Source organism: uncultured Gimesia sp. (genome assembly GCF_937910335.1).
GTDB lineage: Bacteria > Planctomycetota > Planctomycetia > Planctomycetales > Planctomycetaceae > Gimesia.
This window is the reverse complement of the sequence record NZ_CALEMX010000289.1, coordinates 1-12,899: the sequence shown is the minus strand read 5'-3', so window position 1 is coordinate 12,899 and position 12,899 is coordinate 1. Positions and strand designations below refer to the sequence as shown.

The window sequence follows — 12,899 nt, the reverse complement described above, 5'->3', positions numbered from 1 at the left end:
ATCCTATCCTACACACCTTTGATCATCTGGGTAATTGATCGAGATGGAATCATAACGTTATCGGAAGGTGGTGGTCTCAAGAAACAGGGTTTTCGACCGGAAGACTGGTTAGGAAAGTCGATCTTTCAGGAATTCCCGGATGACCCGGAGATAATTTCACTTTTCCAACAAACACTCTGTGGAGAAGAATCGCAACATGTAAGAACCATTGGTGATCTTATTCTCGATGTCGAATACACGCCACTTTATGATGAACACAACAAAATTAACGGTGTCCTGTCAGTGGCTATCGATATCACAGAGAAGGTTTTGTCACAGGAAGAACTGCGGCGATCCGAAGAACGATTCAGTAAAATCTTCCAGGTAAATCCTATTGCCATGTGTATTACGGAGATCGATACGGGCATCTTCGTTGAAGTCAACCAGAATTTCCTAACAGCACTGCAGTGCAATCGAGATCAAATTATCGGACGAAGTGCATTTGATATTGGCTTTTGGCCTAGTAACGAAAAACGAAAGGAAATGATTGAAAAAGTCATCAATGAGGGAACAGCGCGCGAACTCTATTTTGACTTTCTAATCCCAAACGGGACCCGTTTATGTACCATGCTATCTGCAGTTCAGATTTACTTTCGTGGAGAAAAATTTTTGCTTTCCTGCGTCAAAGACGTGACCAGAGAGCATTCAGCACTCGAAGAACTTGAGAAATTAAATGAGAACCTGGAAGCAAGAGTCGTTTCCCGAACCGCCGAACTGGAACACGCGCATAAAGTTTTGAACGATGAATACACAAAACGAAATCGCCTCTATAGTGCATTGCAACAGACAGAAGCCAGATGGCGATCTCTGGTAACTAATGCACCCGACACAATCTTAACTCTGGATATTGACGGAATCATTCTTTACATCAACCATCATATTGCCTCACCCGGATACGAAAAAATCATCGGTTCTTCTATTTTTAACTACATGCAGCCAAGTGATATTCTCAAAGCAAAATCAATCTTGAAAAATGTTTTTGAGACCGGATCAGCTCAGGTCATGGAAACTGAAGGACTTAATACAAAAGGAAAAAAAACGTTCTATTCATGTCGTGTGGGGGCCATGGTCAGCAACCAAGAAATCTTTGCCGCTATGGTCATAGCAACTGACATTACCCAACAAAAACAAGCTGAACAAGAGTTAGTAAGACGTCGTGCTGAACTGGCGCATCTTTCCCGTCTCTCAACAATGGGAGAACTAGCTGCAGAATTATCGCATGAACTAAATCAACCACTGGCTGCCATTAATAATTATACAAATGGCTGTATCCGACGAATTCGCTCTGAGACAACCAGCCTTAACAATCTGGTCGAACCATTGGAAGAAATCTCTCGCCAGGCTCAACGGGCCAGCGAGACTATCAAACGCCTGCGCCGCCATGTCCAAAAAAGTGAAGTAGAACATAAACCTCTAGATTGTAATCTGGTGATTGAGAATTCCATTTCTCTCCTCGAACATGAAATCCAGAGAAATTTCATTTCCATGCATTTGGAATTGAACCAGAAACCATTGGTAACAACTGGAGACGCCATTCAAATCGAACAGGTTTTAGTCAATCTATTATTAAATGCCATTGAAGCGATGCTGGAGTTACCGGCAAGTGAAAGAAAACTGGTTATTGAATCAGAGCAGGATGATGGAAATCTGATTATTTGTGTAACAGACAGTGGTGTAGGTTTGAAAAAAGGCGAAGAAGAATCTATTTTTGAAACTTTCTACACTACTAAACAAAAAGGGCTAGGCGTCGGTTTATCCATCAGCCAAACTATCATAGAAACTCATGGAGGAAAGCTATTCCCTCGCAGAAATCAAAATGGAACGAGTTTTATTATTACTCTTCCGATAACCAATGGAGACTATAACCGTGGTTCCTGAAATGGTAATGCAACAAGAAGCAACCGTATTCGTAGTTGATGATGACCCTGCGATTCGAAAGTCATTGCGATGGTTAATTGAGTCAGTGGGTTTAAAAGTAGAAACTTTCGAACTGGCAAGCGAGTTTTTGCAGAGTTATCTGCCCGATTCCCCCGGCTGCCTGGTACTTGATGTCAGAATCCCGGGAATGAGTGGTTTAGAGTTACAAGAAAAACTCAGAGAACGGGGGTATGACATTCCCGTAATTATCGTATCAGGGTATGGTGATGTTCCGATGGCCGTCCGCGCCATGAAAGCAGGCGCCATTGACTTCCTGGAGAAGCCAGTTAGTGATCAAGTCTTACTGGATTACATTCAAAAAGGAATAGAACGCGATATTGAATCCAAGCAGAACCGTTTACTAAATAAAGAACTTGTGGAACGCAAAAGTTCTCTGACACGTCGAGAACATGAAGTAATGGAACATGTAGTAGCTGGACTTTCCAGTCGTGAAATTGCTGATTTGTTGAACGTCAGTTTCAAAACAGTGGAAGCACATCGTGCAAAAATCATGAAAAAAATGAAAGTCAAAAGTGTTCCAAAACTGATTCAAATGGATCTGCAAATAAAAGGACACTGTGCACCGAAATTCAACAACTAGAGTGCAACTCACATACAAATGCATCTCGCTACTTCAACGATCAGTCGATTCAATCAAAGAACTCAACAATCATTTGACTTTGAGCAAATCAGTGGACGGATCACTATCAAATCCATAATCATAAATGTTCCCTGAGCATTACAAACAAATTTTACATTTCGACTGGAACAAATTTGAACACTCAATCTGAATTGACATTGAATGACGTTCCTGTCTGTGACACGTTTGCAGAAGCGTTCACAACTGTAGGAACTCGAATTATTGTAACTGCTTTGACAGTGCCCTGGGTCAAGATTGCGGCTGCTGAAGTGTGTGGGTATGCCACAAGTGTGATTGCCTGCGATGCGGAAGCAGGCATTGAAAAGTATTTAACAGCAAACGAAAGCCCTGATGGACGTCCTGGAGTGAGTTTGATGATGTTTGCCTTCAGTCGGTCTGCTTTGGAAAAAGCAGTGATCAATCGAGTTGGGCAATGTATTCTCACCTGTCCTACGACAGCATGTTACTCAGGAGTTCCCGATTCGGGAAAAGATAAAAATATTAACCTGGGAAATCAGTTACGTTTTTTTGGCGACGGCTTTCAAGTTTCAAAAAAATGGGATAATCGTCGGCTCTGGAGAATTCCGGTAATGGACGGTGAATTCGTTTGTGAAGATCAGGTTGGTACGTTTAAAGGCGTAGCAGGTGGCAACCTCTTGATTTGTGCCACAGACCAAAAAAGTGGATTGCTTGCTACTGAAGCGGCCGTTTCATCCATGCAGAAAATAGAAAAGACGATACTCCCCTTTCCTGGTGGGATCGTCAGAAGTGGTAGCAAGGTTGGATCACGATATTCCAAATTAAAGGCGAGTACCAATGATGCTTATTGTCCCACACTTCGCGCACAGACAAATTCAAACTTACCTGAAGGAACAGGATGCGTTTATGAGATCGTGATTGATGGCGACTCATTTGATGCGGTGCAACAGTCAATGCAAACCGGACTGAAAACGGTTAGCCAACAACCCGGTGTCATGCAAATCACAGCCGGTAACTATGGAGGGAAGCTGGGCAAACACCATTTTCATCTACGAGACCTAATCAAATAAATCTTTTAATACAAACAGTTTAAGAAAACAACCTAGTCCTCAGCCCTGAAACTTTCAGAGATCAGCATTTCCTGTTCGAATTGATGGCTTCTACCTGATCCCGTTGCTGGACTGGCGCTGGCAGCTCGATATATGCCTTTTAAAGGATGACGGCCAAATATATTTCCTTTGAAGTGACAATAAAGAAATCGCCAGGCCCCCATGTTTTCGGGTTCTTCTTGAACCCAGTACACGGGGGTTCCTTCCGGATAAGGAGCCAGCGCTTGTTCAAGGTCTTGTTCTGGAACAGGGTAAAGTTGTTCCATACGAACAATGGCAATATCATCACGTTCATCCTGCTTACGATGCTCATTCAAATCATAGTAGATTTTCCCGCTACAAAGTAATATGCGACTTACCTGCGTGGGATCCACATTCGTTGTATTGGATATCACTTTGTAAAATGATCCCGATTTCATTGAATGGAAGCTGGAAACGGCGTCACGATGCCTGAGTAAGCTTTTGGGTGTCATGACGATTAAAGGCTTGCGCCATTTGCGAATTACTTGACGACGTAACAAGTGGAAAAACTGATCCGGTGTTGTTGGTACTGCAATTTGGATATTATTTTCAGCGGCCATCTGCAGGAATCGTTCATAGCGGGCACTGGAGTGTTCGGGCCCCTGCCCTTCGAATCCATGAGGTAACAAAAGCACGATACCACTATAGCGCTGCCATTTATCTTCAGCGCTGACAATAAACTGATCGATAATTACCTGGGCAGCATTACAGAAATCACCAAACTGTGCTTCCCAGATAATCAGACCATCAGGACAATCTAAACTATATCCATAATCAAAGCCAAGAACTCCTGCCTCCGATAGCGGACTGTTTACAATCTCGAATTTTCCCTGTCCCTCAACCAGATGCTTGAGAGGCGTATATTTTTTCCCTGTTTTGGCATCATGCAGAACTGCATGGCGATGGCTAAAAGTACCACGCTGTGCATCCTGGCCACTCACTCGAATTCGATATCCCTCTGTCAGCAGTGAAGCAAATGCCAGACTCTCTGCTGCGCCCCAGTCCAGCCTTCGTTCTCCTTGTGCCATGTTTTTTCGAATATTTAATAATCTTTGAATTTTCTTATGCGGTGTAAAACTCTCGGGAAATTCAGTCTGCTTTAACAAAAGATTTTTCAAATTTTCTTCTGGAACTCCTGTATCAATCTGGTCTGCAGGTAGCTCAGCACCTCCTCGATAACCAGCCCAGATTCCTGCCGGCAGTTCAACAGTGTGAGGATAGTTTTCTACGCGAGCAGCAGACAATTCTGATTCAAGGTGCGAAATACTCTCTTCTCGTAAACGGTCACCGTCTTCTTGAGTGACTGATTTGCGCTCCAGCATGCGTTGTAAAAAGCTATCCCGAACGGAGTCATGTTTCCTGATCGTCTCATACATACGAGGCTGAGTGAAGGAAGGCTCGTCCCCTTCGTTATGACCTCGTCGACGATAGCAATACATATCGATGACAACATCGCGATGGAACTCTTTTCGAAAATCCATTGCCAGCCTGACAACTTGTGCTACCGCTTCCGGATCTTCACCATTCACATGAAAAATGGGGATCTGCAACATTTTGGCAACGTCAGTTGCATATGTTGATGACCGGCTCTGCTTAGGGTCGGTCGTAAAACCAATCTGGTTATTGACAATGACATGAATTGTACCACCCGTGCGGTATCCTTTTAATTCACTCAGATTCAAGCTTTCCTGGACTACACCTTCTCCAGCAAACGCGGCATCCCCATGAATCAGTAAAACCATTCCCTTGGTTCGGTCGATATTCTCCCAGCGATCTTGCTTTGCACGCATGCGTCCCATTGCAACAGGATTGACGAACTCCAAATGGCTTGGGTTAAAGCAAAGGGTTAGGTGGACATTGTGTCCTGATTCAGTCATCCAGTCGGAACTGTAACCCAGATGGTATTTGACATCGCCACGACCAACACTCATCTCTGGAACCGAGTCTTCGTATTCTCGGAATATTTCACGCGGCTTTTTTCCCATGACATTCGTAAGTACGTTCAGACGGCCGCGATGCGCCATGCCGAACACGATCTCATCAACTCCTTGTTCACCAGCTTTCTCAACAGCAAGATCGAGCAGTGGAATTAAACTCTCTGCGCCCTCCAACGAGAAACTTTTTAATCCGACATACTTCTTTTGAATAAATTCTTCGAATACAACCGCGTCTGTTAAACGACCCAAGATCCGCAACGCTTCAGGGCGTTCAAATTTGAGAAAGTTAGCTGAACTTTCCATTCGATTTTGTAGCCACTTACGCACGTGTAAACTATCGATGTGCATAAACTGGGCACCAATCGAACGACAATACGTATTACGTAACCATTGTATCATCTCGCGCAAAGTGCGCTGAGAAGGGCCACCAAAGTTTGATGTGGAAAAGATACGATCGTAGTCTTTTTCCGAAAAGTCATAAAATTCGGGCATTAACTCTGCAGGTGTAGCCTTACTTTTTCCCAAAGGATCTAAAGAAGCAAGAATATGTCCCCGCACTCGAAAATTACGGATAAGTTGATCCAGACGTTCCTGACGATCAGCTATTTTCATTTTCTGACGGTCAGATCCTCCCGAGTTCTGCTTTCCGGGAGGATTAAACATAGTATGACGTTTGAATGAGGGACTGAAATTGGGCTTACGGTCCTGGCGAGTGAGTTTATATGGAAATTTGGCAAAGTAGTCCTGCCATTCCTGAGAGACTGAGCCTGGAGACTCGAGATAGCTCGAATACAGAGATTCGACAAATGTCAACGATTCCGAACTTACTTCGTTAACAATCTCTTCCGGCAACTGACTCGCGTGGTGACCATTACCATCAGAGTACGATGAAGCAGCATCTTGTTTATCAAGCATTTCGCCCTCTCCGGGCTTAGAGACGAACTTCCGGGCAATGCAATTTGAATGTCTACTCGACACTTAAATCAAATGCTCTGCCACGAGAACAAGTTCTAAACATGTTTCTTCTACAATATCTTATTAGATCAGAGATTTGAAGCTCTCCACTCTAGTTGACTTGCGCTGTCAGTATGAAAGTTACCAAACTCATTTTCCCTTTCCTACTCAATTGATGCTAAACTTTTATTCAAAATCAAAGGAAAAATCAGAATAATGGGTATGAGTGCGCCCCAGGCAAGGTCGCGATGCACACAAGTACTCTCAAGTACATCCAACGAACCTGACAAGGCCTCTCGTCCGTTAAAAATGCTTAGATAGGTTATGGGCAGGCCCAAATCAATCCTGCTCGAAATTGAAAATTAAGGCACTCAATTGGCGCACAAAAAAAACCGACTCCGATGAATTTTTCCATCGGGTCGGTTTTGGATGTAAATTTAGTCAAAGACTGACGTGTGTCAACACTAAGACTTTTGACCTACAACACGCTTACGGATATCTGTTTCCAAGACTCCGAAGGCCTGCTCATGGCGTTGTAAAGCCATAGAAAGGGCACTGAGCAATCGCTTGGCTGTGAAATGATTCAGAATAACACGCTGACCGACAGTGATCTCTGTGTTGGCTGGATCCAGCGGTTGTGGATTTAATCCCAGGTCCAAAATCAATTCTTCTGGAGTACTGGATACTCGGCAGAAATTGGCATAGCTGGCTGAGACATTATCGTCATTCACTTTGACCTGTTGCTGTTGCTGAGCTGGAGCGGCTGCTTCTGGTGCTGCAGGCGTTTCTTCAGCTGGTTTGTCATCTTTTTTAGCACTCACGCTTGTTTTCTCCTCAATCTAACAAATTCTTAAGAAGTAATTGGTTCCAGAAATTGGGACCTGAACTGATTTGGATTGAAAATTGCCTGTTTGAAAAAGCAGCTCAACCCCCATATTAAAAGTGATGTCCTGACCTGTTCTAAGACTCCTGAAACATACCATCACGCTGTTCACTATTCAAGAAAAGAAAGGCTAGACTTCCAAACTCTTTAAAGACTGCCATCCATGCTTAACGAAATTGACTGTATGTTGACAAAACGCAACATAACTACCCAGTCTCCCTACAGCAGCCATTTCGTGAAACCTGGGATAAAAAAGCCCTCATGGAATCTCTAAGATCACCATCAGGGCTTAGATAAAAACGAACTTTATCAAATGCGAACTTAAAGAATGGGACCTGCCCAATCAGAGAAGACATCATCAAACCCGGCGTCAAGCTGTTCACTGAATCCTGTCAGATCCAGATCCGTTTCATTCAGACTTGTTTCTTCAAATCCGCTTGTTTCTCCCGAATCAACAATTGCCAACCCATTAAGACGAAGATCACTGAGCAGTTCATCGCTGAAATCTTCCAAAACTGTAAGGTCCAACTCATCCTGGCCCAATTCTAATGAATTGAGATTTAAGTGGTTTAACGTCAGATTGATCTGTGGAAGACTGCTTTCATTCAATTCTGTCAAGCTGTTGGAAATGGTAACAACGCTTGGTTCCAAAGTCGCTACCGACTCTAACAATGTTCCTCTACGAGAAACGTTTGAAGTACTGGTCGCTTCAGACTCAAGCTTGGCAGGCAGATTGGCCATCAACGGAGCATTCACACCAACCAGAATCTCAAAGTTTCCACTAGCCGCCGATTCATGTGCGGCCTGCAGAATAAGTGCATCCAGTATGGAAGGTAATTTTCGAACTCCCGGATCCAGCGTCGCATTCATGACATCGCCGGCATGAACTGTCTCGTCCAGATGCAAGCCATCATTAGTCAGTGTGGCTTCGAATCCGCTTCCAACAAAGCTCAAAGTCCCGCCCACGCCAGATTCAACATGACTCTGGAATGGTGCATACGTTTCTGTAAATCCGGCAACGTGACCAATTTCGTGCAAGAGTACTGTGAGGAGGTCATAATGACCGGCTGCATCAGAATTACCATCGGCGGTGTAAGCGACTCCCCCTTCCAGATCAGATCCACCAAAGGCGGTGGTGTCGATATCAGAATACCAGCCCAGGCCGGCAGCATCGTCATCCAGAGTGACGATTCCGGCAATGGGACGCCCCTGTTCATCGACGGCAGTAATTTGCCCTTCACCCAGCTGAGTACCACCCAGATCGGTAATTACCAATTGAACATCAAGTGGTTGTTCAAGGCCCAATGCATCCTGCCACATTCCCAACGCAACATCCATCACTTCATCAATGGATGAATCACCCGAGATATTTGTCGTCTTTCCATACCAGCGTTGCAGGAAGTTTGCAGGATAAACAACTTCTCGATCTCCCCCTTTGCTGACACCATAGTTGGTTGCAAAATAGCTCAGATCTTTAAAGTTGACTGATCCACTCTTGTCAGCATCCAATGCCCAAACATAAGGAGAGTTCGTATCAAGAACATTTTGACCATAGACGGAAGCCAGGATCATCAAATCACGGAAATTGATGGTATCATCATCATTCACATCATAGGCAATCGCCCACAGGTCTGTTTCAGGAGCATCACCGACAATCACGTTAGTGACTGCATCGTCAGTCAGACTGATGCTGACATTACTGAGTGAAAGCCCTAAAGCATGTGGTCCGATGAATTTATCTTCGAAGTTAATCGAAACATCATCCTGCTCCAATGATTCAAATTTCACGCGAGCCAACAAGGCTTTCTTAGCATTGCCGGCTTTTTCACCATTGGCAATTCCATTTATGGATGTCACGACACCAGTCGCATCATCAATCACGGCATTCCCCGTTCCAGCAAACTGGGCTCCAAACTCGATGGCGGTAGCGGTAAAGAAATCGGTGTTATAGTTCAAATCAACGATTGCATCTGTGATACCCTTGGCATCTGCGGTTTCTACGTAGACTTCAACCCAGAAAGAACTCCACTCATCAATCCAGGTATCGCTGCGCGGTAAAGCGTCCAGACGACCCAGTGAATCAACTTCCGTCTGATTGCGAACGACTATCAGATCAACGGCAGTTCCATCGGTGAGAGGCTCTTCTACATCAGCAGAAACAGTACCATGCAGTGGTGGAGCAATTGCATCCGTTACGGTAATCGTCAGGTCATAACTACCAACACCAGATTCATCAACACCAGTCGGACGACCGGCAGCATCTTCCGGATCATAGTCGATGGGTGTGGACGGATCATCTAAATCAAAATTCCATGCACTGAGTCCGATATAGTAGTTTCCAGTTGTCAAAGCGGTGAATTCAACATATGAATCCAAATCACCAGAATCGAACAAAAATTCATCCGGAGCCTGATGATCATCTGAATAAGCAACTCGATTCCCGTCCTCATCAAAGATGCGGACCACACTATCGAGGCCTGTTTCAAACATGTCGGCGTCCACATCTACAATGACTGTATCGCCAGCATTTAACTGAACCTGGAACATATCCACATCCGACAATGGATCAGCGATCACACTGTTATTTCCGATGATGCCCTGATAGACCTCAGTTCCAGGCGCCGCAGAAGTCAATCCAGTTGATTCCGCAGTCGCAATCGTCTCGCCAAACTGATCTGATTGATTTGTGTTGAACATCGATGTCACAGAACCCACAAAGTTCAAAACCACATCTTCGCCACCTGAAGTCGTAAAGCTCATCGTACGACTGACGGGAACAATCAGTTCAAATATTCCTGATCCCATTGATGTTTCAGTTAGTTTTGCCTGATTCCAGGAAGACAAACCCGCGGGAGCTGCAATCATCGGATCGAAATACGTCATTGTCAAATCATTGGCTACGTCTGAACTGTCATTAATCACAAATTCATTGGGTAACGTAACGATCGAATCGATTTGACCGTTGTCCAGAGTCCAGTCCTCGGTAATATCAAACAGCCCCCCCATGCTGAGTGCCTGCTCGCTGGAAAAGACAGTCGCAATTGAATCACGGATTGCCATGGATAATAGACCATCAGACCCAGGTATCAATTGACGCCCCTTCAAACCAAAATCAGCTAAATCGGAATCATTGAAGGTTCCCGTAGCATCACGTTCTGGACGAGCCTCACCCGCTGGATTGACCTCGACAGTCGAATCAACAATTTGAATCGTAGTGGGATTGTTAAAATCATCCACAACAATATCGAGTCGACCGCTCAGACTGGTGCTGTCTAAACCAACTGATTGTGGATCCAGATTCAGGATGACACCACTACCAACGTCGATCGTTCCTGTGACAGAAATACTGCTTTGATCTGTCTGAATAAAGAACTCTGATGGTGCTATGTGTGTAACAGATGCCCCGACAAGGGAAATCTGACTCAGGTCAATGGATTGACCACGAGTTAAAACAAGATCTGAGGCATTCGCATCTATTGTATACTCTACCGGATCTACATCTGAAGCCAGTCCATCTGCCCTAAACGTTGCATAACCAACGCGGGCATAGCTACCATCCGCAAAACCGGGTGTGAACGTCACTCCACCAAATCCTGTAAGTTCACCCGGGGCACCAGACGTGGGCAATTGTGTTTGTGAAAAAGCTGAAGCACCGCCTGTTACAGAACCACTTATTCCAAACGAAGCGGTAGTATCATCCCAAAGAAGATCAAACAGGATCGAGGTGACATCAGTTAATTCAGTTGTTTGACCTGCTAAAACCTCAGCCAGTTGATCACTGAGCCAGATTTCAACAACATACTCCTGACCAAGCACAGCCTGAGTCGTTGATGTGGGGAGATTATTGAGTTCATCCACTTCCGGTGAAGACAGAATATTCCCACCACTTAGAATGCTCTTGAAACCGGAACCTTGCTCTAATTCAATCGCTAATTCCTCGTTGTAAAGCTTATCGATAATGCTACCGGTTAATCCTTCACCAGTCGTCAAGGTGCCGGCCAGTATATCCTTGATCGAGTCCACAGTAGGATCATCGTCTGGCATTGAAGAATGGAACAGCGTAAACAAGACTGCATTGCCATTAGCCGTATCAATAATCCGGACTGCTTTCAAATCATCGTTAGGGTCCCCATTATCTGTCCCATCAAGGTCCAGAGAAAAGTCACCTAAAAAGAGCGAATAATTCAATTCCTGCATGCCATTCGTAAGCATGAAAGTTCCAGCTCCTGAACCAGGGTTCTCAGCACGGAAACCAGAAAAATCGCGGCCTGTAGACGCGGTTGGCCGGGCGATCAGACGAATTTCTGCTGTCGTCTGAGGATCAGGGGTTAATATGAATGTATCTAATTTATCCGGGGAAAGTCCGTCACTTGAAGTGGCTCTCACCGTAATTTCTACCGGTAGTCGAACTTGTTCTGATGCGTAAGCACTAAAGGTAATGTTTAAGTCACTGCCGGAGATAAATGCATTATCCGACCAAAAATTAGCGGGAAATACAAATGAGTCCCCCCCCACTAATTTTACGTCTTCAACCTGATAGGTGACTGTATCACCGGCATCCGCATCATCAAAGTGATTATCAAGGTCAATGACTTCTGTCATCAGACCATCACTTGAAAAATCCATGATAGGATCGCTCAGTTCCAGAATTGCATTACTCCCGGTGATGGTCACAGTCACCGTCGCTGTATCCGTCGAAGAGTGTCCGTCATTGATCGTGTAGGTAAACGTGTCTGTTTCTGATTGAGCAGGGGTCGTCAGATGATTAAACTGCCCATTTGGATCGTAAGTAATTGTCCCATCTGCATGAAGAGTGAGGAATGCCCCCGATGTTAAATCGAATCGGGTCTCCACAAAAACAGGTGCCGTTGCGATGGAGGCATCCGAGATGTGAGTCACAGTTAAATCATCATTCGTATCTGGATCAAGATCCTCGCCATTACCATTATCACTCCTCACATCAATCACAAGAGGTGTATTTTTATCGGTCATCACATCATCATCAGCGGCGACGACAGGATCGTTCACACCGGTAATTGTGACTGTAGCCATCTGAGCCACAACCCCACCCAGACCATCAATCACATTGTACGTGTAAGTAATCACTTCGGACTCACCTACGGCCAGGTGATTATAAGCACTCGGATCGATATCCAACGAATTACCGTTCACCGTGATCCCAGAATCGTCCCCACCGGTATTCATCAAACCGGAAATATTCAGAACAGCTCCATTGTCTACATCGCTCGCATTCGTCAGTAGATCCAGGCTGAACCCGGCTGCATCTTCCGTTGCTGTCGTACTCACAGCAGCACTCACGGTCGGAGCATCGTTCACACTATTGATTGTGATTGTCGCCGTCTGGGCAACTACGCCCCCCAGACCATCGATTACATTGTACGTATAAGTAATCACAGCAG

General features: G+C 44.9%; 6 protein-coding genes. 3 read left to right on the top strand and 3 right to left on the bottom strand.

The window, feature by feature from the left end; translation table 11 throughout:
* The 3 genes from Q0668_RS11710 to fhcD form a co-directional block, all read left to right on the top strand.
* Positions 1-1,917, top strand: a 1,917-nt coding sequence (locus Q0668_RS11710) for a PAS domain S-box protein (protein WP_298864601.1), incomplete at its 5' end; no start/stop codon positions are given.
* A gap of 1 nt (position 1,918) precedes the next feature.
* Positions 1,919-2,557, top strand: coding sequence for a response regulator transcription factor (locus Q0668_RS11705; RefSeq protein WP_298864599.1), 639 nt, complete (start codon positions 1,919-1,921; stop codon positions 2,555-2,557).
* 173 nt (positions 2,558-2,730) lie between these two features.
* Complete coding sequence (fhcD, locus tag Q0668_RS11700) at positions 2,731-3,645, top strand: formylmethanofuran--tetrahydromethanopterin N-formyltransferase (protein WP_298864596.1); 915 nt, start codon at positions 2,731-2,733, stop codon at positions 3,643-3,645.
* A gap of 32 nt (positions 3,646-3,677) precedes the next feature.
* On the opposite strand, the gene Q0668_RS11695 is transcribed toward fhcD, so the two are convergent.
* From Q0668_RS11695 to Q0668_RS11685, 3 genes are all read right to left on the bottom strand, one after another.
* Entirely contained in the window at positions 3,678-6,557 is a 2,880-nt protein-coding gene (locus Q0668_RS11695; protein WP_298864593.1) for a 2-oxoglutarate dehydrogenase E1 component, read from the bottom strand.
* 503 nt (positions 6,558-7,060) lie between these two features.
* Entirely contained in the window at positions 7,061-7,417 is a 357-nt protein-coding gene (locus Q0668_RS11690; protein WP_298864591.1) for a DUF3467 domain-containing protein, read from the bottom strand.
* Positions 7,418-7,800: 383 nt separating this feature from the next.
* Positions 7,801-12,899 (bottom strand): Ig-like domain-containing protein (locus tag Q0668_RS11685; protein WP_298864589.1); only part of this gene is annotated, 5,099 nt, incomplete at its 5' end.

Excerpts from the sequence above, each read along its gene's own strand:
- Q0668_RS11705 (WP_298864599.1), top strand. The coding sequence starts at position 1,919 with ATGGTAATGCAACAAGAAGCAACCGTATTCGTAGTTGATGATGACCCT.
- Q0668_RS11695 (WP_298864593.1), bottom strand. The coding sequence starts at position 6,557 with ATGCTTGATAAACAAGATGCTGCTTCATCGTACTCTGATGGTAATGGT.